19 protein-coding genes and 4 pseudogenes are annotated in these 22,532 nt (G+C 60.9%); 14 read left to right on the plus strand and 9 right to left on the minus strand.

The features are described 5' to 3' along the window. The first annotated feature begins 137 nt into the window (after positions 1-137). Complete coding sequence (locus tag LJY18_RS16965; protein ID WP_238042960.1) at positions 138-1,190, plus strand: hypothetical protein; 1,053 nt, start codon at positions 138-140, stop codon at positions 1,188-1,190. Between the two features lie 179 nt (positions 1,191-1,369). Here the strand turns inward: LJY18_RS16965 and LJY18_RS16970 are convergent, their stop codons facing one another. Next, positions 1,370-5,224, minus strand: a complete 3,855-nt coding sequence (locus LJY18_RS16970; RefSeq protein ID WP_238042961.1) for a DUF3427 domain-containing protein — start codon at positions 5,222-5,224, stop codon at positions 1,370-1,372. Between the two features lie 407 nt (positions 5,225-5,631). On the opposite strand from LJY18_RS16970, the gene LJY18_RS16975 reads away from it, so the two are divergent. The 8 genes and pseudogenes from LJY18_RS16975 to LJY18_RS17010 all read left to right on the plus strand — a co-directional run bounded on the left by LJY18_RS16975 (position 5,632) and on the right by LJY18_RS17010 (position 12,664). After that, positions 5,632-6,225, plus strand: coding sequence for a TetR/AcrR family transcriptional regulator (locus LJY18_RS16975; protein WP_238042962.1), 594 nt, complete (start codon positions 5,632-5,634; stop codon positions 6,223-6,225). Continuing rightward, a pseudogene (locus LJY18_RS16980) lies at positions 6,215-7,100 on the plus strand (alpha/beta hydrolase family protein). The gene LJY18_RS16975 and the pseudogene LJY18_RS16980 overlap by 11 nt, the downstream one beginning before the upstream one ends. A 226-nt stretch (positions 7,101-7,326) precedes the next feature. After that, positions 7,327-8,697 carry a sensor domain-containing diguanylate cyclase gene (locus LJY18_RS16985; RefSeq protein ID WP_238042963.1) on the plus strand — a complete coding sequence of 457 codons (1,371 nt, stop codon included), beginning with the start codon at positions 7,327-7,329 and terminating at the stop codon, positions 8,695-8,697. A gap of 262 nt (positions 8,698-8,959) precedes the next feature. Continuing rightward, positions 8,960-9,493, plus strand: a pseudogene (locus tag LJY18_RS16990) (REP-associated tyrosine transposase). A gap of 83 nt (positions 9,494-9,576) precedes the next feature. Continuing rightward, a pseudogene (locus LJY18_RS16995) lies at positions 9,577-9,717 on the plus strand (succinyl-CoA--3-ketoacid-CoA transferase); the annotation flags it as partial. A 173-nt stretch (positions 9,718-9,890) separates the two neighbouring features. Then, complete coding sequence (locus LJY18_RS17000; protein WP_238042964.1) at positions 9,891-11,198, plus strand: short-chain fatty acid transporter; 1,308 nt, start codon at positions 9,891-9,893, stop codon at positions 11,196-11,198. Between the two features lie 304 nt (positions 11,199-11,502). Further along, on the plus strand, positions 11,503-11,814 hold the full coding sequence (locus tag LJY18_RS17005; protein WP_238042965.1) for a hypothetical protein: 312 nt from the start codon (positions 11,503-11,505) through the stop codon (positions 11,812-11,814). A 163-nt stretch (positions 11,815-11,977) separates the two neighbouring features. After that, positions 11,978-12,664 (plus strand): GNAT family N-acetyltransferase, encoded by a 687-nt coding sequence (locus LJY18_RS17010; RefSeq protein ID WP_238042966.1) that lies wholly within the window; start codon positions 11,978-11,980, stop codon positions 12,662-12,664. A gap of 132 nt (positions 12,665-12,796) precedes the next feature. Here LJY18_RS17010 and LJY18_RS17015 read toward each other — a convergent pair whose 3' ends face one another. Together LJY18_RS17015 and LJY18_RS17020 are read right to left on the minus strand one after the other, a co-directional pair. Continuing rightward, complete coding sequence (locus tag LJY18_RS17015) at positions 12,797-13,456, minus strand: dioxygenase family protein (RefSeq protein WP_238042967.1); 660 nt, start codon at positions 13,454-13,456, stop codon at positions 12,797-12,799. A 187-nt stretch (positions 13,457-13,643) separates the two neighbouring features. Next, positions 13,644-14,063 (minus strand): group II truncated hemoglobin, encoded by a 420-nt coding sequence (locus LJY18_RS17020; RefSeq protein ID WP_238042968.1) that lies wholly within the window; start codon positions 14,061-14,063, stop codon positions 13,644-13,646. Between the two features lie 227 nt (positions 14,064-14,290). On the opposite strand from LJY18_RS17020, the pseudogene LJY18_RS17025 reads away from it, so the two are divergent. Beyond that, a pseudogene (locus LJY18_RS17025) lies at positions 14,291-14,611 on the plus strand (phage infection protein); the annotation flags it as partial. A 322-nt stretch (positions 14,612-14,933) separates the two neighbouring features. Here the strand turns inward: LJY18_RS17025 and LJY18_RS17030 are convergent. From LJY18_RS17030 to LJY18_RS17045, 4 genes are all read right to left on the minus strand, one after another. Next, positions 14,934-15,599, minus strand: a complete 666-nt coding sequence (locus LJY18_RS17030) for a hypothetical protein (RefSeq protein WP_238042969.1) — start codon at positions 15,597-15,599, stop codon at positions 14,934-14,936. A 44-nt stretch (positions 15,600-15,643) separates the two neighbouring features. Next, complete coding sequence (locus LJY18_RS17035) at positions 15,644-16,063, minus strand: hypothetical protein (protein WP_238042970.1); 420 nt, start codon at positions 16,061-16,063, stop codon at positions 15,644-15,646. 442 nt (positions 16,064-16,505) lie between these two features. Further along, on the minus strand, positions 16,506-16,697 hold the full coding sequence (locus tag LJY18_RS17040) for a CsbD family protein (RefSeq protein ID WP_238042971.1): 192 nt from the start codon (positions 16,695-16,697) through the stop codon (positions 16,506-16,508). Positions 16,698-16,791: 94 nt separating this feature from the next. Continuing rightward, positions 16,792-17,097, minus strand: a complete 306-nt coding sequence (locus tag LJY18_RS17045; protein ID WP_238042972.1) for a putative quinol monooxygenase — start codon at positions 17,095-17,097, stop codon at positions 16,792-16,794. A 152-nt stretch (positions 17,098-17,249) separates the two neighbouring features. Between LJY18_RS17045 and LJY18_RS17050 the strand changes: the two genes are divergently transcribed. Continuing rightward, complete coding sequence (locus tag LJY18_RS17050) at positions 17,250-17,840, plus strand: NAD(P)H-dependent oxidoreductase (RefSeq protein ID WP_238042973.1); 591 nt, start codon at positions 17,250-17,252, stop codon at positions 17,838-17,840. 174 nt (positions 17,841-18,014) lie between these two features. On the opposite strand, the gene LJY18_RS17055 is transcribed toward LJY18_RS17050, so the two are convergent. After that, a complete protein-coding gene (locus tag LJY18_RS17055) occupies positions 18,015-19,067 on the minus strand; it encodes a sterol desaturase family protein (protein WP_238042974.1) in 1,053 nt (350 codons plus the stop codon). Between the two features lie 371 nt (positions 19,068-19,438). Here LJY18_RS17055 and LJY18_RS17060 point away from each other — a divergent pair, with 371 nt between their 5' ends. The 3 genes from LJY18_RS17060 to LJY18_RS17070 all read left to right on the plus strand — a co-directional run bounded on the left by LJY18_RS17060 (position 19,439) and on the right by LJY18_RS17070 (position 21,937). Then, a complete protein-coding gene (locus LJY18_RS17060; RefSeq protein ID WP_238042975.1) occupies positions 19,439-19,738 on the plus strand; it encodes a DUF3303 domain-containing protein in 300 nt (99 codons plus the stop codon). Between the two features lie 279 nt (positions 19,739-20,017). Then, positions 20,018-20,317 (plus strand): hypothetical protein, encoded by a 300-nt coding sequence (locus LJY18_RS17065; protein WP_238042976.1) that lies wholly within the window; start codon positions 20,018-20,020, stop codon positions 20,315-20,317. A 282-nt stretch (positions 20,318-20,599) separates the two neighbouring features. Continuing rightward, entirely contained in the window at positions 20,600-21,937 is a 1,338-nt protein-coding gene (locus LJY18_RS17070; RefSeq protein ID WP_238042977.1) for a diguanylate cyclase domain-containing protein, read from the plus strand. 335 nt (positions 21,938-22,272) lie between these two features. On the opposite strand, the gene LJY18_RS17075 is transcribed toward LJY18_RS17070, so the two are convergent. Further along, on the minus strand, positions 22,273-22,488 hold the full coding sequence (locus tag LJY18_RS17075) for a glycine zipper 2TM domain-containing protein (protein WP_238042978.1): 216 nt from the start codon (positions 22,486-22,488) through the stop codon (positions 22,273-22,275). Positions 22,489-22,532 lie beyond the last annotated feature (44 nt).

A 22,532-nucleotide genomic window follows, 5' to 3' on the forward strand; every position in this document is an offset into this window, starting at 1 on the left:
CCGCGAACATGCTGCCGAATGGGAATTCCGCCCGGGATGCGTTCAGGTGGAACCTAGGGACTATCAGAAGAAGAGCCAGCACTGCGGGTTCAGCCTCTGTACACTTTCCGCCTTTGAACGACGCCAGGGATGATGAAATGCAACAAAAATGGATTGATCGCCCGGCATCGGACACGGATTGGTTTGATCTGGCACTTGAGCAATCTAACGGCTTTTTCCGTCGGCACTTTTCCTTGGTGGCCAAGGTCGCCCCGCCGCTCTTCGGCTTATGCATATTCATCTTCTATTTTTACCGCAACCATTTCTATCCCAGCTTCGACCTGTTCCAGTTTTCCTCTTTACTGCTTGCTGCTGCGGCCATTGGCTTCGCCATCATTGGCGCTCTGGTAGTGCCGCTGTTCCTACCCGGCCCCTGGATCTTCGCCCAATTTCTCGAGCACACGACGATCAAGGATGAGCTACGGTACTCGCGCCCTTATCTCGATAACCAGCGGGTCTGGTGGGTACTGAAATTGGGCTGCCTGGTGTATTGGCTTCCCTTCTTGGCCTGTACAGCCGGGCTGGTGACGGTTGCGCTCCTTGCGCCGAAACTATTCGTTCTGTCGATCTTTTTGATGCCAGTACTGGTTAGCCTGATCGTCGGCCTGATCGTCCAATCTGCTTTCGGGCTGCCGCCGCTCAGTTTCCTTCGCTATCTGTGGGTCGCTGATGTGGCCGTCATGGCAGTAGGTGGATTTACCGCCGTCATCCTGGCGCAAACCGCACCGGTCATCGAAGGGTTCGATATTGGTGCGTGGAAGTGGCTGGTTTATGTCGCTGTCATGCTGGCCGTCTCGTTCATAGCGGCGCTATGCTCGTTTCTCTTTATCGCAGGCTGGAATGCTGCGCTGCACTTTTCCGTATTCTTCGCACTGCTGATTGCCGGCTACAGCGGCGTGCTCACCACCCTGCCAGATAAAACGGTGCGTGCCCTGGGGCTCGGTAATTACCAAGCCGACGCACTCTTGCTGGAGCAGAGCTACTGCGACGAGGCGACGCTGAAATGGCTAGCGTTGGATGAAGGCTGCGCACTGACAAAGATCCACGTCGTCTGGTCGCTTGGTGAAAATCTGATACTTCGCACCGATGATGGACGCACGATGCAAATTCCATCGAGATTCATTCGGGCCATTGTGAGATCAGACAACTAGAGCAAGAGCTAAAGGGGCGTAGTGGTTTATTTTTGATCAATTCCGCGGCCCGCATATATTTTTAACTCTGCGGTCCTAGTGTCGCGTCAACATGATATGTCGGTTCAACGACACGCTTGTCTGGGAGGCTAGGGGACACCAATATCTTCTACTGCCCCCAACGCTTACGAAGCGCGCCCCTACATCAAACCAAACACCACACTCATCGGCCCACTGCCACTGTGGCTGCGATACCTCACCTTGCCGTGATAAGTAAACGGTGCACCCTTGCCGTTTTCGACTTTGTTCTCCCGCACGAACAGATGAATGCTGATCCCCAGCTTCTCGTGCTCGATGATTTCCTTGCCCCGTTTGCTGCTGGGTGTGGTCGCGTTCTGGCTTTGCCAGTGGAAGCTCTGTTCGTCGAGCCAATGGTCGAGGTAGCGGTGCTCCGCAACCTTGCCTTGTTTGTTCAGGGTCACCAGCAGCACATGGGCACGCTGCTCGGCCAACAGTACATGGCCGGCGTTCCAGTTGCCGGTGTTGAACTTGGCGCCAAACAGCGCCGGGATGTTCTCGCGCAGGAAGCGTTCGCCGATCACCAGCTCCAGCGGGTCGAGCACCGCCTTGAGGCGGGCGAAGGTGTGTAGCTGCTCGCGCAGCTCTTCGGTGACGGCGATATCGGCGTAGTCGGGATTGTTCGCGCGCAGCAGGTAGCTGCCGTCCGCTGCCTTGAGGATCACCCGCAGCAGGTACTGGTTGTCGCCGGCAGCGTCCTGCCGCTCGATGGCCATGGTGGTGCCGGTGATCGAGCCGGCGCTTTTCGGGTTGATCTGCTCGAGCAGCAGGTAGTCACCATCGCGCACTGGCTGCTTGCCGCCATTCATCGAGTTGCCGGAGGCGCGGGCGATGAAGTGCCGTGAGCTATCCAGGCGGCCATGGCCCTCGCCGACCAGACGGTATTCCTCGCTGTCGGCCGTGCCGGTCTTGAAGTGGCCGCAGGCGATTTTCAGGTTGGGGAAGAACGGCAGCTCGGTGCCGCTGCGCGTGGCGACCGGCAAGCTGACCACCGGCGCTGCCGTGACCGCCCTGCGCACTGCGTAGGAGGCCAAGCGGAAGTCGACCAATTCCTGGACCAGCTCGGCGAAGCCTTTCCGCTCGGCTTCGCCGATCTTAAAGCGCGGGACGAAACACCCTTGTTCCACGACGAAGAAGCGCTGGCCGCCGCGCTGCTGATTGCCGCCGACCCAGGCGTTGATCGGGTTGCTCTGCCAGTAGCGCAGCCAGGCCGGCGCGCTGCCGTCCGCCAATCGAGCCTGTTCCTCCGGCAAGTCGGCCAGCAGCGGCCGGCGCCGTTGCAGGAGCTGCCAGGAACGCTCGGCCAAGGCCGCTTCGCTGGGCGCTGTGCGCCAGCCGTCCAGTTCCTGGAAGGCTTCCAGCAGGATCATCTTGAAGCTCTTGGTCATGGCGGTGGTTTCCAGCTCGCGCAGGAAGGGCCGATGCGCCGTGGCCAAGTCCCGTTGCGCCTCGGGCAGGTCGCCCATCTGCTCCAACAGGGCGAACCAGTCACCGAATTGCTTGCGCATCTGCTGCAGGCTGGCGCCGGAGCGGTAAAACTCGCTCAAGCTGGGGCGCCGGTTTAGCCCTTCGCGCAATGCCTGGTAATGGCTCTGCACGCCGTCGCCGTCGAGCGACGTGAGGAAGTCGAGCAACTGCAGGTCGTAGTTGACGAAGCAACCCTCCGGCAGTTCCAAGCGCTGTTCTGCGGCGGCGCGGGCAAACGCGGCCAGTTGCCGGTGGTTCATGCTGTTGCCCATCAACGCCTGCGGCTTGTGCAGGAAGCTCTGGTGGTTGCCGATGAAGTCGAGCACCACCAACTTGTCCTTGCCCTCGGCCTTGCGCAGGCCACGGCCCAATTGCTGCAGGAAGAGAATCTTCGACTCGGTCGGCCGCAGCATCATCACCGTGTCGATGGCGGGCAGGTCGACGCCTTCGCTGAACAGGTCGACCGAGAAGATCAGCGGCAGGCGGCCATCGTCCAGTCGCTCCAGCGCCTCACCCCGCGACAGGCTCGAGCCGGCATACACGGCGGCGGCCTCGACGCCTTGCTTGCGGAAGTACTCGGCCATGAACTCGGCATGGCGGATCGACACGCAAAACGCCAGCGTCCGGCTCTGGGCGTGTTCTCGCCAGGTTTTCAGCACGTGGCGCGCGCGGCCCAGGGTGGCGAGTTTGTTGGCCAGCTGCTCGGGGTCGAAACGGCCATTGCGCCAGGGAATCGCCTGGTAATCCACGCTGTCGTCGAAGATGCCGTAGTAATGGAACGGCGCCAGCAACTGGCTTTCGATGCCGCGAAACAGGTTGGTCTCGAACACCAGGTTGTCGTCGCACAACGACAGGATATTGGAGCAGTCGGTACGATCCGGCGTCGCGGTCAGGCCGAGCAGGAAAGACGGCAGAAAATAGTTGAGCAAGCGGTGATAGGTGGGCGCGGCGGCATGGTGGAATTCGTCGATGACGATGTAATCGAAATGCCGCGGCGAAAAGCGCTCCAGGTGCTCGACGCGCCCGAGCGTCTGTACCGAGGCGCAGAGCACGTCGACCTGGCTGTCGCGCTGCTGGCCCATGTAAAAACCGACCCGCTGCCCCGGCCGAATACTCACGAAGGTCTCGGCAGCCTGATGCAGAATTTCCTCGCGGTGAGCCACGAACAAGACCCGCCGTGCCCCGGCCTGTTTGGCATCGAAAGCAGCTAGCCAGGTCTTGCCCAGGCCGGTCGCCAACACCACAAGGCCGCGCCGGTAACCGTGCTCGCGGGTCAGCGCCAGGGCCTGCAGCGCTTCGCCCTGGATGCTCGTCGGCGTCGGTGGCGGTTCCACTTCCAGGCTACCCGGGGCGATGGCGACCGGTGGCGGTTGGCGCCGGGCCTCGTAGTCGTCGATCCAGGCATGGCTCAGCGGCTTGCTGCGTGGATTGGCGAACAATTCCTCGTAGCGGCTGCGCGCCTCGAGGAAGCCGTCATCGCCGGGATAGTCGATGCGGTAATTCCACTCCAAGCCATCGCGTAGCGCCTGGCGGCTGATGTTGCTCGAGCCGATGAACGCCTGGCCGCGCAGTTGCCCGTCCGCGTCCTGGGCGGCGAACAGGTAGGCCTTCATATGGAAGCTGCTGCCGGCGCTTTCGTAGACGCGCACCTGGGCGCCTTCATCCTGCAGCAACATCAGGCTGCGCAGCGCTTCGGGGTCGGTGACGTCGAGGTAATCGCTGGTGACGACGCGCACCCGCGCGGTCGGCGCGCCCTCCTCGCCCGGCTTCAGCCGCGCCAACAAATCGGGCAGCAACAAGCGCAGCCCGGTGCTCTTGATAAAGGCCACCGCCATGTCGACTTCGCTGGCGCTGTTGATCGCGGCGCACAGGTGCGGCAGGAAGTGGTCCAGCTTGCCGCCGGTGACCAGGCGCGCCGACGGTACCGGCTGGCGCCGGGCCAATACGTTCAGCCAGGCATCGCTGCGCCCGGGACGCTGGTCGGCGCTGTGCCAGTAACTGACGTCGGCCACGTCGGCCAACGGCGCCAGCCAGGTATCCATCTGCGCTTCGGCCGCATCGGTGAAGCGACGGCCCTGATGCTCGCGCTCGCCTTCACCGACCTTGAAGCTGCAATAGAAGATCCCGCCCGGCTTCAACGCCTGCCACAGGCGGGCGAGCGCATCGGGCATCTGCGCATGCGGCACATGCAGCAAGCTGGCGCAGGCCCATACACCGTCATAGCGGTTGAGTTCGTCGACCTCTGCGAAGCTCCGCACCGGAACCGGCTGGCCGAGGTGCTGGCTGGCCAGCACCGCTAACGCCGGCGAGGCATCGAAAGCCGCGACGCGATAGCCGCACGCCGCAAACGCCTTGGCATCGCGCCCGGAACCACAGCCGGCATCCAGGATGAAGCCGCCGACGGGTATCGCTTCGAGAAAGCGCGCATACAACGCGCTCATGTCCACGGCGATGGTATCGGCAAAAAACTGTTCGGCGTTCTGCTCGTAGTAGCTGTGCGTGTCGCTCAAACTTCGCGTCCTTGTGCAACGACCAATGCCAGGGGATCGAGGGGATAGATCAAGGCGCCAGGGTACTTGATTGCCGCCCGTTGCAGCCACCGGCTACACAGCGGAGTTGGCCAGCAGCGTCTGCATCTGCTCAACCAGAACCACTCACGCGCGCCGCATGTCGAGGGCCTGTTGGTACCCGTAGACTTGGAAGATGAGTTTCAGATCGTTCCTACGTCGGCGCGGAGCGCCACAAGCTTGCTACCACGCGGACGGTTCGACGCATCGACATGGGAGCCATCAGAGCCCGGATGCGCGCTGCCCCAAGGCAGCGTATGCCGAGCCAGCCCCAGACTGACTGATTTGCCATGCAGGTTGACCGCTATACCGCCTTTACCTCTGGACCGACCGGTCTATATAATCCCGCCATGAACACACTCACTACCCGCGACAAACTGATCGCCGCCATGGCCGACGCTCTGCAACGCAAGGGCCTGCATGGTGTCGGCCTGAATGAACTGCTGACCCACGCGCAAGCGCCCAAGGGCAGCCTTTATCATCATTTCCCCGGTGGCAAGACCGAGCTGGCGGTGGCCGCCATCGAACATATCGGCAACGGCATAGATGCCTTCTTCGCCCAGCTGTTCGCCCGCCACCCGGAACCGCTGGAAGCCATGCGGCGCTGGCTGCACAACACCCTGCAGCAACTGGAAAGCAGCCAGTTCGAGCGCGGTTGCCCGCTGGCCACGGTGGCCCTGGAAAGCAGCCCCGAGGATGTGGCAATCCGTGCAGCCTTGGCGGGTTGCTTTGCGCGTCTGCGCGCAGCGCTGGCCGCACAACTGAGCAACGTCGGTTTTGCCGCCGAGCCCGCCGAGAATTTCGCTACTTTGTTTGTTTCCCTCTACGAAGGCGGCCTGCTGCAAGCCCGCGTGGCCGGTAGCCGGGAGCCGCTGGTACGCGCCAGTAACGCGCTGTTCGAACTGATCCGCCAATACCCACGGGAGAAACGCCATGAAGCCTGAGCATGCGATCCACCGCGAAGAGCTGAACTTGAAAGCCGGCGACGGCTACCCGTTGCGCGCCGTCCTCTATCACGCGCCTGAGCCGCGCGCACGCCTGCTGATTGGCGGCGCCACCGGCGTGCCCCAGGGGTTCTATCGGCGCTTCGCCGAATATGCCGCACAGCAGGGCTTCACCACCCTCAGCGTCGATTACCGGGGCATCGGCCAGTCCAAACCAGGCAACCTGCGCGGCTTCAAGATGCAGTACCTGGATTGGGCCTGGCACGACTTGGCTGCGGCCCTCGACCACCTGCATCAACCCGATCTGCCCACCTACATGGTCGGCCACTCCTTCGGCGGGCATGCCTTTGGGTTGCTGCCGGGACATGAGCGGGTCGCTGGTTTCTTCACGTTCGGCACCGGGGCCGGGTTGGCACGGCTGGATGCCGCCATTTGAACGTCTGCGCGTGCAGTTGATGTGGCACCTGGTCGCGCCCCTGATCGTCAAGCGCAAGGGCTACCTGGCCTGGAGCCAGCTGGGCATGGGTGAAGATCTGCCGCTGGGGGTGTACCAGCAGTGGAAACGCTGGTGCCGCTTCCCCCGCTATTTCTTCGACGACCCCGAGCAAACGGGCATGGCCGAGCGCTTCGCCAGCGTACGCACGCCAATGGTCGCCGCCAACGCCCTGGACGACCTATGGGCACCGCCGGCCTCGCGTGATGCTTTCATGGCGCACTACCACAACGCGCCCTACCAACCCCGCACCATTGACTCACGGGCCGAGGGCCTCGGTGCGATCGGCCACATGGGCTACTTCCGCAGCAGCGCGCAGCCGCTGTGGGACGAAGCGCTGAGCTGGTTCATCAGCCTCGGCGGCCAGCGGCAGGCCGCCTGAACCCCCAGCAGAGCGTTGCCACGTCGAGGCGTCGAACGATCAAAACAGGGAATCGCGGCCAAGGCCGCGCCTACGGGATTGCAGCAGTTTCCATAAGCTCAGTAGATAGAGAACGAACCACACGGCCATTAACCACTATTACTGATTTCGGCCTTACACCGGATCATGGCCATGGGTAAATCATCGCGCTAGCGAACCCAACAAGCGGGGCAGTATAGTCATCACCATGCCGTCAAAACCCTACCTACCCCACGACAAGCTACTGGATCTGCTACTGGACGTTGTCTGCGTAGTGGATAAAGACGGTCGTTTTCTATCCGTCAGCGCGGCCAGCGAGCGGGTTTTCGGGTTCCGGCCCGAAGAAATGGTTGGCCGGGTCGCCTTTGACATGATGCACCCGGATGATCGCGCCGTCAGCCGGACGCTCGTCGAGCGCATTAATTTGGGCGAACCCTCGCAGGATCATGAGAACCGTTATTTTCATAAAGACGGTCATGTCGTTCATATCATGTGGTCTGCCCAATGGCTTGAGACTGAGCAGGTGCGGGTGGGTGTGGCGCGCGATATCACTCGGCGCAAATGTGCCGAGGCGAAGCAAGCCGCGTTGTATGCGATATCGGAAGTGGCCCACTCGGTTGGCGACCTGCAGACGCTCTATAAGCGAGTGCACGAGGTGATCAGTCAGGTGCTGCCCGGCGAGAATTTTTCGGTGGCGTTATACGACGCCACGCATGAACAGCTCAGTTTTCCGTATTACGTTGATCAATTTGAGGCGCCGCCGTCACCCATGCCCTTGGGCTCTGGGGCCCTAGTTGCCGAGGTTATACGCTCCGGCGAAGCCCTGTTGTTAACGCCCGAGACGGCCGAGCGGCTGCTCGCAAAGATTGGTGCCGTGGTAGGTACACGCGCCGTGGACTGGCTTAGTGTGCCGCTGATATCGGGCAGCAATACCATCGGCGCGCTGGTGCTTCAGAACTATTCCGGGGTCGTGCGTTACAACGAACAGGACAAGGTGCTGCTGCAATTCGTGTCGAGCCAGGTAGCGGCTGCGATAGAGCGCAAGCGCACGCATTCTCGCCTGGAGTTTCTTGCGCAATACGACCAACTGACTGAACTGCCAAACCGTGCGCTGTTCCTGGACCGCCTGCGCAGTTCCCTGCAAAGGGCGCAGAGAGATTCCTTACGGCTGGCGGTGCTTTATCTCGACATGGACAACTTCAAGCACATCAACGATACCTTTGGCCACACCACAGGCGACCTTCTGCTGCGGGAAGTCGCTCAGCGCCTGAAGCAGTGCGTGCGGGAGTCCGATACTGTTGGCCGTTTGGGCGGTGATGAATTCGCCGTTGTTTTGGACAACATCTGCAGGCAGGAAGATGCCACCCTGGTGGCCGAGAAAATCATTGTCACCCTGAGCGCCCCCTACCTACTGGAAGGGAATACCCTGATTAGTGCTCCAAGCCTGGGCATCGCGATATACCCAGAGCACGGCCAGAGTGATCTGCATATGGTTCAGCACGCGGATGAAGCCATGTACGTGGCCAAACGCAGTGGGGGCAAGCGTTATGTGGTTGTCGATAAGCCCGTGAAGGAATAGTGAACCGACCACGACTTTTGCAGACTTACAGCTTGGATGCTTTATCGACTTGGTAGCCGGTGCATCTTCACTGCGATGAAGTAACTCATCGCCCTTACGACGAATTACTTCCTTTACTCGCATCGCAGACTTGCCCGCAAAGCCAGTCGACCGTTGTCGAATACCGCAATCAGCAGCAGCTGTACGCGAAGCGTGGGAAGCCATCGGAAATAGAGAAACCGCCCTACTCCACTCATAGCCAGCCGATTCAAGGAAGAATCCAATGGGCCGCAGCCGTTACGTCATCACCGAACCTGAAAAACCGCACTTCCTCACTTGCACAGTGCTGGAGTGACTACCGCTGTTCAACCGCCCTGCTCTGGTCGAAATTCTGCTCGACTGCTGGCGCTATCAACAGGCAAACCAAGGCTTGCGCCTCCACGGCTACGTGATACTGGAAAACCACCTGCACTACGTCGCCCAGGCCCCTGAGCTGGGCAAATGCGTCAGGGGATTCAAGTCATTCACGGCACGCCAGATCATCGATCACCTGCGAGACCGCGGAGCAGAACGTGTATTGGAACGACTGCGCTTCGCCAAACGTGCATACAAGGGCGACCGTGTGCACCAACTCTGGCAGGAGGGTTCGCATGCGGAGCTGATTTACAGTTCAGAGGTGATGCGAGAAAAGCTCGACTACATCCACCACAACCCACTCAAACGGGGCTACGTGGATCGAGCGGGGCACTGCGCCGTTACATTGCCTGACGGTTATTCATTTACTTTTACGATCAATTGCAAAGAAAAACAAAATTAACAAAACAGTCTGCACAAGAGAAGCTCTGCCTCGCTTCCCGGCGGCACGATTGCCGACACGACACCGACAAGAGGCGCAGCAGCATGAATGGACTCGACCAGCGTGTAGGCCACCACGAGGAACCCCTGGCCGGTCTCACCGACCGCATATCCGTCCAGGCCGGAGGCTTTGGCCTGTGCGCAATTCCGGCAAACCTGATCGCCAAGATACGCCGCCGCGGCCTCACAACTCCGCTTTGAAGCACTAATACCAGGTATTACGAGCCAACCAATTCCCCTGTAGTTATGTTCCATCCCGGGTCTGGTAAGACGTCAGGCTCAGTTTCGAGTGGCTTTGCTCCGACGCATGTCATCCGGAAAACTCCAATGCAAAATTTATAATAATGGAGAAACTCAACATGCTTGACCGTGCAGCCAAACCCTTAGTGAAGCTGGTAGACCGATACCTGCCTGATCCTTTTATATTCGTGCTGATACTCACGCTGGTGGCTTTTGCTGCCGCGATTATTGTTGAAGGCCATGGGCCGATGGCGGTTATCGAAATGTGGGGGCAGGGATTCTGGAACCTGTTGAGCTTCTCGATGCAGATGCTGCTCGTGCTGGTGGCCGGCTTCATGCTGGCCAGCACACCGCTGGTTCGAGACATCCTCAACCGCCTAGCGTCCCTCGCGAAAACCCCGGGGCAGGCGATTGTTCTGGTCACCTTTGTGGCGTTGATCGCCAGCTGGATTAACTGGGGCTTTGGCCTGGTGGTTGGTGCGTTGTTTGCCAAGGCCCTGGCTCGCCAGATCCGCGTGCATTATCCGCTGCTGATTGCCAGCGCCTACTCTGGCTTCATCGTTTGGCACGGCGGCCTGGCCGGGTCAATTCCGCTGGTCATCGCCACCGATGGGCACTTTAGCGAAAGCGTGATTGGGGTCATTGGCACCGGCGAAACCATTTTCGCTTTCTTTAACCTGGCCATCGTGGTCGCGTTGTTTATTGTGGTGCCGGCAGTCAATCGCCTGATGCTGCCCAGCGCAGAAGACAGTGTTTATGTAGACCCGAAGTTACTGGATGATCAACCCGACACCCAGTTCACTATCACCCGTCCCGCGGAGCACCTGGAAAACAGCCGGATGCTTGCCTGGCTTGTGGGCTTCAGTGGCCTTGCCTTTATCTTTCAGTATTTTCTCAACGACGGTGGGCTGAACCTGAACATCGTGAACTTCATGTTCCTGTTCCTGGCGATCATTTTGCACCAGACCCCACGCCGGTTATTGGACAGCCTGAACGAAGCGGTGAAAGGCAGTGCCGGCATCGTTATCCAGTTTCCGTTTTATGCCGGGATCATGGGTGTGATGACCGCTTCGGGGCTGGCCGCCAGTATTTCTTCTGGATTTGTGTCCATAGCTACAGCCGAAAGCTTGCCGTTTTGGAGTTTTATCAGCGCCGGGCTGGTGAATATCTTCGTGCCCTCCGGTGGCGGCCAATGGGCTGTTCAGGCACCGGTCATGTTGCCTGCGGCTCAGGAGCTGGGGGCGAGCATACCCCGTGTTGCAATGGCCGTTGCCTGGGGTGATGCCTGGACCAATCTGCTACAACCCTTCTGGGCGTTGCCCGTACTGGCTATTGCCGGGCTGAAGGCAAAAGACATCATGGGCTACTGCCTGATGCTGCTGCTAATTACCGGAATCATCATCAGCATCGGCTTGACCTGGCTCTGACGCCGCGATGACTCTGCGCAGGGGCCGCTGTAGGCTGCCCTGCACAGAGTCCCAGTTTTCCGTCCCTTCGACTGTCGGCGCAGTGCGGTGATCTACCCCACTGCATTGGCCACCTTGTTATTGCGAAAGCCAAATGTTTGGTTGAACCGTCCGCGTGGGAACGATCAAATACCCATCATCCTGTCAGCTGGCCCACCCTGCCCCCCAGCTAAGCTACATTTCCTGTACGTCCTTGCCGCAATGGCAACACCGTGCCGGCGGCAAAGGTAGCCCCGACCAAACTGCCCGCTCAACGGGAGTGAACATGCCAACTTTCAGTTCATTTTATCTATGGTTACACCGTCATCTATTGGTTAGCTTCCTCCTGATGACGGCGAGCTTTTTGGCTTTTGGCTACCTCACTATCGACCTGGTGCATTTACTCAGCAGCAATGCTGCCTTTATCGTTAGGCATGGCTGGGTGGCGCTGATGAGCGGCGGCTTACTTCAGTTTGTCGAACTAACGCTGATAGCGCTGCTGGCCATGGCCTGCTACATGCTCTTCAGGTTGTGTGAGCAGGCGTTATTGCAACGGCTGTCGAGTAGCTCTCGTGCAATAACTCGCAGAATGGGATAAGTGCAGCGATACCCATCAAACCGAACATCAGACGGTGCAGAGCTAACGGCCCAACATTCTGATCGCGCCCATACAGCGTATGTAAACGAGCAAACCATGCAGCCGTTACAATGCCGCCAACGCCGATTCCCCTATGCAGGCACGCCCCGGAGCCAGACTCACGATGTTTACCCTTGTACACCTGGACAACCCGCCTCCGGAGTCGCTGAAAAGCCAGATCCTGCAGATGGTGGTGGACTACCTCAGCGACATCAGCCCGGTGTCGCTGACGCCCAGCAATCCCCTCTACCAGTTGTACCAGTACGTGATCGGCTACGAGATGCACCTATACCTGCAGGCCATGGACAGTGCCGTGGATAGCACCGCGCAGTTGATCCTGGCCCTGGACGACCTCGACCCTTCCCAGGTGCTGGGCTTTGCCCTTTACCTGCCGGCCAAGGATGACCCCGAGGCCTGCACCCTGGCCTATATGGCCGTCCAGGCCAGCCAGCGCCGGCGCGGTATGGCGCGGGCCATGCTGCAGCGCATGGTCACTCGCCATCCCCATGCCGAACTGGCCTGTGTGGCCAGCAAGGTGCCGACCTTCGAGGCCATGGGTTTTCAGGTGCTGGCGGCGCGGGGGCCGCAAGTGCTGATGAGTACCCGAGGCCATGCCTCGGACGGCATGGTGGCGGTGCAGGACCTGGCGCCCATCTATCAATCCAAGGAAGTCCGGCAGATCCACACCTACCTGGTGAAGGAGCACGGCCAAAAGGCCATGAGCGAGGCGGAGAAACAGCGCGACCGCCAGCTCGACCAGATGGCCCAGCAAGCGCAGGCGCTGGTCCGCGAGCGCCTTATCCTGCATTAATGTCTATACATTTCAGTTACTTGGCTAGCTCGCAGGATAAGTTGAGCGACGCGATCCTGAGCAAGCAAGTCACCCATTGCACGGGTATCGCGCGGCGCCAGCTGCCCTCAGCACCTGGCGCGCCAGATGCTGCTAGACCCCTCTGGACAGCACGATATCGAACACCCCGCGCCGCCCCTCGCCCTCTGCCTCCAGCGCGATGACGCTATCCGGGTGCGCGCTGGCCCAGGGGTCTTTGGCGATGAAGGGGTCACCGGCAAAGTACAGTTGCAGGGTCACCGGCACGTGCAGCGACTCCATCACCCGGAAGTGGATATGCGCCGGCCGTGTGATCCCGGCGTACTGTTCCAACCCCGGCAGGTTCGGCGGTACCGGATAGCGTCCGGGCATCACGGTCTCGATGCGGTAGCGACCCTGGGCGTCGGTGTAAAGCATGCCGCGTAGGTGGAAATTGCCCTTGTCGGTGAAGTTGCCGGGGGTCTGGGTGTCGTACTGGCCGGTACTGTTGGCCTGCCAGACTTCGACCAGGGCGTTGGCAATCGGCGTTCGGCAGTCCTCGCTGAGCACCGTACCGCTCACCACCAGCCGCTCGCCAGCCTCTTCCGGCCCGGCCAGTTTCGCCAGAAAAGGCGAGCCGAAGCGGTAGTAGGGACCGAGGATGTCGCCCGCCGTGGGTCGACAGACTTGCTGCGCCAGGGCCGGCGCGGCCAGTAAGCCTGCGCCGAGGACCGCACTGCCATAGAGAAAGCGACGCCGTGACAGGCCTGCGCCAAGCCTTTGCCGTTTGTCCACCTCGACCTCCTGGCCGGGGTCTGCCCCGGCATGCCAATCACCGCATCCCGTGGCAAGGACCCGGCCCGAATGCAATCAGTCTAGTTGGCGATCCAGCTGTCAGCGCGGCCGGACTTGTCAGCTGGACCGACGGCCATGCCAATCGCCTCGCCGGGATAACACCGACAGATCCATCGCCAATTCCGAGCTAAACGCCGTGCCGGTTCTGGCTGGCCTGGACAATGCGCTGGGCCGGCACCCGCAACTGGGTCAGCAGGTACTCGGCGAACGCCGGGGTGTAGCCCTGCAACTCGATCGCCTGCGCCATGCACTTCAACCAGGCATCGCTGCCGGCCTGGTCGATCGGCCACTGGGCGTGGAAGGCTGGTATCGAGATGGCGCCGTACTTCTCGCTGAACAGACGCGGCCCACCCAGCCAGCCGCTGAGGAAGCAGGCCAGCTTGTCCCGGGACACATCCAGGCTCTGCGGGTGCATGCGGCGCAACGCGGCCGCTTTCGGCAACTGGTCCATCAGCCGGTAGAAATCGTCGACCAGGCGACGCAGGCCGTCGATCCCCCCTGCGGCCTGGTAAGAGGCGTCACCGACGCCGAAAGGCGGATTGTTCATGGCAAGGGTCTCCGGGGAAAAACCACAGTGTACAAGGCTGCCGGGGGGCGCCCATCAATCGGGACCGGCGGCAGGTAGGGGATTTTTCGCCCCCGCCTACCAGTTGCGGAGATGCTCGGGCGCTATTGCTGGCATCGATACTTACCATCAGCCCAATGAAGTTCTCTTAAAAAACCTCGGGCGTACCATCTGCTCCACACCCAACCAACACCCCGGAGCACACCATCATGAAACGCCAACTCCTCCTCAGCGTTGCTTTCTCTGTACTGGCCGCCAACGTTTTTGCTGCGTCCTCCGCTCAGCCAGTTGTCGCCGAAGGCGGCTCGGATCGCCTGATTGAAAGCCGCATCGCCGAAGGTGGCTCGGATCGCCTGATCGACAGCCGCGTCGCCGAAGGTGGCTCGGATCGCCTGATCGACAGCCGCGTCGCCGAAGGTGGCTCGGACCGCCTGATCGACAGCCGCGTCGCCGAAGGTGGCTCGGACCGCCTGATCGACAGCCGCGTCGCCGAAGGTGGCTCGGACCGCCTGATCGACAGCCGCACCGCCTAAGGTGGCTCCGACTGTCTGAGCGAGAACACCGTATGACTAGATCAGAACTGCTGCCCACAATAAAGCCGGCCCAATCAGCCGGCTTTATTTTTGCCTGTCGATTCGACACCACAGAACAACGGGGACACGGCTTGCGTCAGCGCAACGACGAGGACGTTGAACCACGTGTAGCCGGCGCAAGGAAGGTTGAACCCGGCATTGCGAAATCACCAGCGCCCCGTGCCTAGCGACCCCCACCTAAAATGCCCGGGTGTTGCGGGCCAATCGATGCGCCAGGCAGCCCCACGCGACGCCTCCAATCCAGGCGCACGACCATCAACTAGGCGCCATGCAGCCAGAACCACAGCGGCACCGGGGCCACGGCGCAGGCCACCAGCGTGAGATAGCCATGGAAGGGGACTAACCTGCTCATGCCAACCACCAGTCCTATGCCACCGCCGCCTCCGATCAGAGCGTTGCCTGGCAGGTTGAGCAGTACGGCAATCGTCAGGTAGCGGTGCTCTAGCAAAAACGGCGCGACTGTCTTCGGGGCCTTGTCGTTGAGCAGCTTCAGGCGTGCTGCTGGATCGAGGGGTTCGAGCTGACGGACCAGGGCGCCGGCGCGATGGAGGTGCAGCCAGTCGAGCATATGCCACAACAACCTTGGCGGCAGGCTGCGCCCTACGGCAAAGCTGATCGACAGAGCCGCCAGCGTGCACAGGTAGATGAGTAGCGCACCCTTGCCGCCAAGCAGAAACATCAGCGCCAGACCAACCTCGATACCGGGCATGAACGGTGTGGCCATCAGCACCACGTAGAGCAGCGCGAACCCCAGCACCATGGCTTGCATCAAGGGCTCATGACGGGGAAAGAGCTGAAAGTTGGTCTGCCGCATCAGCCAGGAACCACCGACGTTCACTACCATCACCACCAGCACAAACAGGCTGATCTTCAGGTAACGCGCCCAGGGCAAGAGTGGCCGTGCCGGTTGCCTGGGTTCGATCATTGGCAGGTCTCCATGACGAGATTACTGTGGCGTTCGCAGCCCGACTATTCCTTCAGCGAACCCTCGAACCAGTATTCACGGCGGGTATCCCAGTACCAACGCTCCTTGGTCCAGACAAAAGTGGCTCGTGCTGTATTGCCCTCGACCACGCCCTGCCAGGCAATCTGACCATGGCTGGGACTGGTGGTGGTCGCCTCGAAGTAGATGCGTTCGCCGTCGACCCGGGTGGAGTATTCGCTGCTGCCGAAGTTATAGGGCTCGCAGGAGGCCGAGGTAAACAGGCCATCGGTGAAGATAAGTGCCTCCTCCTCGTCGGTCGCCAGCGAATTGCCCTTTTCGCCATTGCGGCCGATGAAGGTCTTACCGTCCAGAAGATGGGAAGGCTCATCGGCGTAGCTTGCAGTGGCCACCCAGGGCCCCACCATCACCGCAGCCAGCACGCATGCATACAAATGACCGTTCATTGGCAACCTCCGTTGACCACGCCGTCCCTGGATAGCAGGCTCGTGCGCGTGGAGCTTCTCCTTGGTCAGTCTAGCAAGGCACTGCAGTGCCCGCGCAACGCCAGCCGGGCGGTAGCCAACGCAAAAAAGCCTGCTGCCAGGGGGCCTGAGCCTGCGTCTGGCGCAGCAGTTTCGCGGGATAGTCAGCGCCGGGGCCAGCGGCAATTGTCGTGCGGGCGTACGGGAGCGCCCCTGCGCTTCTGCTGAGAGTGAAGAAAAACACCGCGTGATAATCGCTTGGACAGCCGCTTAGCGCAGCAAAACCCGTGGGTTAAGGGCAGGAGGAAGGGATGCCTGTCCTGGAAGCCATCAGCGCCGTCCCTGATTTACCCGCGGAAAAGATTCGGGGCACGCATAGCAAGCCCGGCCATTGCTGAACATGGCCGGGCTGGTCGTAGCTCGATCAGACCTTGTTGACCCTGCTCTTGATCGCGTCCTTGATGTCGCCCTTGATTTGCTGGGCCTTGCCTTTCACTTGCTGGGCAAGACCTTCGCCTTCGAGGCGGGGATTGTCGGTAGCCTTGCCGATACCTTCCTTCACTTTGCCGATGGCTTCGTTGGCATTGCCGGTGATCTTGTCTTTCGTGCTGCTCATGCCACACCTCAGTTCGATGGGTTACAGAGAGTGGAACACTGCGCGGCGCAATGGTTCTATTTTATCTGACGGGTGAATGGCTATTGCCTGCGACTTAGCTGGCCGGGCTGAGCATCTCGACCTGGCGAACCTCGAAGTCGCTGCGCAGGTAGTCCAGGCGCCGCTCATGGAAGCGCCGCATGTGCGGCAAGGCGCTGTGGATGGCCAGGTGCTCCTTCGATTGCCAGACCTCAACGAAGATGAACAGCGTCGGATCCTGCTGATCACGCAGCATGTGGTATTCGATGCAGCCCTCCTCCGCCCGGCTGGGCTCGACATAGGCGCGGAACAGCGCTTCAAACTCGGCGGCCTTTTCGGGCCGGGTGTGGGCATGCAGGATGAAGCCGTATCGGTCAGGCATGGTGGTACTCCAAGGCAGGATTCACTCACCTTACACTGGGTAAAGCCTCCTGATTCATGCCTTTCAAGCACATATCATTTGCTGCGCAGCCGCTGTTTCTCCGCAGCCGCAGCCCATAGCATGCCGCCATCCAATTGACCGAGGCCCATGCCATGAAAAAGATTCTGCTGCTCGACGGCGGTAAACAGTTCGCCCATTCCGAAGGCCGTTACAACGCCACCCTGCATGACGCCGCGCTGGCCGTTCTCGACCGCGCGGGCTGCGACCTGCAACAGACCCGGATCGATGCCGGCTTCGACCTCGCCGAGGAAGTGGCGAAATTCCTCTGGGCCGATGTGATCATCTATCAGATGCCGGGTTGGTGGATGGGCGCGCCCTGGACGGTGAAGAAGTACCTCGACGAAGTCTTCACCGCCGGCCATGGCAGCCTGTACGCCAACGATGGTCGCACCCGCGCGGACGCCTCGCAGAAGTACGGCAGCGGTGGCCTGCTCCAGGGCAAGCAGTACATGCTCTCGCTCACCTGGAATGCACCGCAGCAGGCCTTCGACGACCCGACGGACTTCTTCGCGGGCCAAGGCGTGGATGCGGTGTACTTGCCCTTCCACAAAGCCAACCAGTTCCTCGGCATGAGTCCGCTGGCAACCTTCCTCTGCGTCGACGTGATGAAGCGTCCGGCCATCGAGGCGGACGTCGCCCGTTACCAGCAACACCTGGCGCAGGTCCTCGCGCTAGCGGTTTGATCCGCCGAGAAGATCAGGGGACAACCCCAGCTTTTCACTGAGCAAGACGCGTGCGTTAAGGGTGGAGGACGGCATGCCTCCTGCGGGCTAGGCGCCCCAGATGCACTGCAACAGCCATGTCGCCCCGGAAATGGCCTGCCCCAGGGCCGACAACGCGATTGCTAGGGATTCACTTCAATTGGCTGGGTAGATCCGATCCAGAGTTGAAGATCCAGACGCATCCACCTGTGCGCGTTGCGCCGGGAAAAGCTGTCGCGCGGTGTCCACGAAGGGCGTGACGATCAAGCCGTAGAGCGTCAGGTAGCGATGGGAATCCTGCTCGGCGGTGCCAAAGCTGATGGTTTCCGGCTTGGCGTTGGTGACGTAGAGCGTGCCGAACATCCAGTCCCACAGCGACAGGTTGGTGCCGAAGTTCTTGTGGAAGTGCCGGGGCGCATCGCTGTGGTGGATCTGGTGCTGGGCCGGGCTATTCAGCACATGCTCGAGCAGCGGCCCGAACGACAGCCAGACATGGCTGTGGCGCAGGTTGGCCGCCAGCGCGCTGCAGATGAACACCAAGTAGGTCACACCGAACAGGGTGTAGCGGCTGATCTCACCGCCGCAGGCGTACCAGAAGGTCCCGGCGTAGGCGCCGAGGCAGATGGCGCTGGCCAGCTTGCCGACGAGCTTTTCGACAAAGTGCACCCGGCTCGCGGTCACCGGCACCAGCACGGGTGCCGAGTGATGGACCTTGTGGAACGCCCACAGCCAGCGGCAATGAAAGGCCCGGTGCGTCCAGTAATGGGTGAAGTCGCTGACCAGAAACACGCCCAGCCCGTAGAGCAGGGACAGCGAGAGGTTCTGCCCCAGCTGCGGGCGCGCGCCCCAGAGTGTGCTGAAAAAGGCCATGTAGTCGGCGGCGCGGAGGATATGCGGGTCGACCAGGCCGATGATCGGCAGCACCAGCGCCACTTTGAGGATGGCCCGCACGAAGTAGTAGCGATAATCCAGCAACGCCGAGCGATGGAAATTGACCCGACTGCCACCGATGAAGTGCCAGAACGAACGTGCGTCGGTCAGCCCGCGATGCCGCCTGAAGCGAAACAGGCCGTAGGCGACGCTGTAGGAGATGCCGAGAAACAGCAGGCCAAAGCGCCCGTTCAGATCGAAAATACCGGAAAACTGCTGGATTACCGGCTCGATCGCCAGCTCGCTCAGGCGGTCAGGGATAGGCGAGAGAATACCCACGGCAGATCGGCCTCGGTCAAAAGCCGCGAATTATAATTGCAATCGCAATCGTTCGCCAATGAGAACAGCTATCAGCCAGCACAACTACCAAGGCCTGCAGGGACTTACTGCCCTCGATCGTGTCCCGGGTCACTCATTGCCGAATTGCCGGGCCACGCCAAGCGCCCCTGGGAGTGGCTTGTGCAGGGCCGACTACCCGACTTCATTGGATAGCTTTCTCCACGTTTCAGTTGATGGACTCAGACAGCCTCAGGCTCTTGCCCCTTGGCTATAGTTTTAGAGTGGCGATCCGTCCACATTTCCGCACCGGGCGCTCTCGCAGCCCGATGTCCTGCAAAGGGACGTTGCTGCACTCCTGTCAGGAGGCTCTTATGTTATTCGCAGTCAGCTACCAGCTTCGCGCCAATACCACGGAGGAGTCACAGAGCCGTGCCCTCAAACTGTTCACCAACTGGACGCCGCCAGAAACTTATATATTCAAGGCCCATTACACCAATGCCGACGGCAGCGGTGGTTTAGCGCTGGTCGAGACGGACTCCGCCGCTGCGGCTCTGCAAGTGCATGGCGCCTGGGCACCATTTTTCGATTTCAAACTGGTGCCTATCATCGAGATCGACCAAGCCCTGCAAATTGGCTTCGCCAACGCCAAGTGGCGAGAGTCCGTGCAGTGAGGTGTACCTGAAGCGCAGCAGCGCACTCCTGCTTCCTGTCGGCACTTGTCGGCAGGGAGCGGGGATGCCGGCAGGCCATGGATGATTGCCACGAACGGTTACTTCACCAGCAGCGCAGTAGCTTGGCTGATTCACGCCACTCGGCGGCGGGCGGACAGCGTGCAGGTTCTGCATGCGCTGACCCTTGAGCCTGACCGCGCCAGATCCGGCGGCAACGGAACCTTCGCGGCTTTTCTGGCACTAACACCAGCCTCTCCTCCATAGTCGGGATACCCTGCCATGCGCCCCATCGTCCGCCTGCTTCTGCTGAGCACCGCTACCCTGTCGTTATCCGCCTGTTTCAATGATGCCCCGCCCGTTGATCTGGGCAGCCTGTGCACCTACAACACCGACCCCCAGGCGCAGCGCTGCAAAACCGGCCAGATGGCCTGGTTCCGTCCGGACCAGGGCAAGTTGATCACCGAAGAAATGGCCCTGAGCGTGGCCGCCGCCTATTGCGACTTCAACCATCAGGTGATGCACAACCGGGCCGGCGTGCTCTGCGTATTCACCGATCAGCGCCTGGATGTAGCCAAGTAAGCCCCCCACGCCGTGCCGCGTAGCGCAGCGACAACCCGCCAGCTCTTGTGCCTCTCGCAAATACCCGCGGTGCATTGCCTGCGGCGAGTGGCACCCTGCGAATCGCGGCTCGCTGCAGATTCCATGGACTATTCATAGAAGGGCAGCCCGGGCGGCGCTGTCGGGCCGGATACAACCTGCCCTAGGTAATGGCTGGATACCTCCCCCTATACTTACCGGGCATAATGGCCAGCATTAGTCGTTTTCCAGCGGCGCGTCCTTCACTCTTGTGCACGGAAGCCAATGCTTGCCACCAGCCTCGCCATCATCGCTGCGCTTCTGCTCGTTTTGCCGACACTGGTGTTGCTGCAGCGCCTGCGCCGGATAAAACAACAGCTGGCACAACATCGCGCCTTGCTCGACGCCCTGCCCGAGGGGCTGTTGCTGGTGAACCGCGACGGTCGCATCAGCGCGCATAACGCCGCGGCGGTAAGGCTGCTGGGCAACCCCACCGCAACGCTGCAAGGCACGCCGCTGCTGCGTTGGTTGCCAACGCCCGGTGAGCAAGCCACAACGCCTACTCGCCAGCACATCCTGCTGCCGGCGGATGGCAAGCAACAGATGGTGGATGTGAACCCAGTAGCGGTGGCCACGCACGGCCATGCCTTCGTGCTGACCCGCTCGACGTATCAGCACGACAATCCCGGTGAAGATGTCGAACGGTTCAAGCGCAGTCAGTACTTCGCCCGCATTGGTACCTGGGACTGGTCGATCGATACCGACAAGCTGTATTGGTCGGAGGCCATCTACGGCATGTTCGGCTTCGAGGCCGGTGAAGTAACCCCGACCTATGAGCTGTTCTGTAACTGCGTCCACCCGGATGACCGCGAACAAGTGCGGGCCGGCGAGCTGCAGTGCATTGCAACCGGCCACAACCATGACGAAGAGTATCGGGTGATCTGGCCTGACGGCAGCATCCACTGGCTGCGCGAAACCGGCAACGTGGTCAAGGATGCCAACGGCCAACCGATCAAGATGATGGGTGTGGTGCGCGACATCACCGAGGAGAAAGCCTCGGTCAGCCAGTTGGAAAAAATCGCCCGCCACGACCCACTGACCGGACTTCCCAACCGCTTGCTGCTGGAAGAGTTTTTAACCCAGGCACTGGTGCGCGCACGCAGCAACGCCACCAGGGTGGCCTTGGTATTTATCGACCTCAACGGTTTCAAGCAAATCAATGATGAATACGGGCATGCCGTTGGCGACCAATTATTGGTCAGCACGGCACAACGCTTACAGCAGACGCTGCGCGAATCCGACATGGTGGCAAGGCTCGGCGGCGATGAGTTTGTCGTGATCATCGAGGGCCTGGCACGCAGCAAGAGCCTGCACCAGGAGGCGCAGATAATCAGCGAGAAGATTCTGCAGCGACTGTCCCTGCCGCTCAGCCTCGGCAATGCCAGCCATCAGGTCGGCGCCAGTCTTGGCATTGCCATGTTTCCAGAGCACGGCTCGCACATCGACAGCCTCATCCACATTGCCGACCAGGCGATGTATGCGGCCAAGCGCAACGGCAATAATCAATATTGCCTGGGCATGCTGAGTACTGGCAAAGCCAGCCCTGCCTGCCCAACCCCCTAGTCGAGCAGACTGGCCGTGTCCGCACCCAGCAGATCGCACTGCCCATCCGGGAGGAACTGGGGCGCTGGCGCTATGAGTCACGCCGCTCTATAGATGATTGGTTTACTCAGCCGGACCATGTGCCGCGCGGGCCGTTAGCAGGCAAGCGCAACAGAGGACCTGCACGGCAAGGGCGTTATCGAGGTGCCCTTTCTGGGGTCAAATGAACCAGGGCTTCGCGGCCAAAGCCCCCCCTGTGCAATATATCCACCGAGTGCCGCCCTCGGCGTGTTCGCGTGCTGCGGCCGGCCCGATGCGCACATGGCGTGCTTGTCGGGCGCTCACCGCGATGTGGCCTAATCCTTGTCTTTGCTGACTTCGTGGCCAATTACGCCACCCACCACGGCGCCGGCACCCGTGCAGAGCACGCCACCACAGAGCAAGTTGCCCGCCACGCCACCAACGGCAGCCCCTGCGACTGTGCCCTTCTCTTGATGAGACATGCCGGAGCAGCCGCTCAGCCCTAAAGCGGAGAGCAGGATAGCGGTGGAAGCAAGTTTGAAAATGTCCATGGGTGATACTCCAGTGCAAAACCTTGTTGAAACACCTGGCGCTC

Origin of the sequence: Pseudomonas sp. MMS21 TM103 (assembly GCF_022132145.1) — a bacterium.
Classification (GTDB): Bacteria; Pseudomonadota; Gammaproteobacteria; order Pseudomonadales; family Pseudomonadaceae; genus Aquipseudomonas.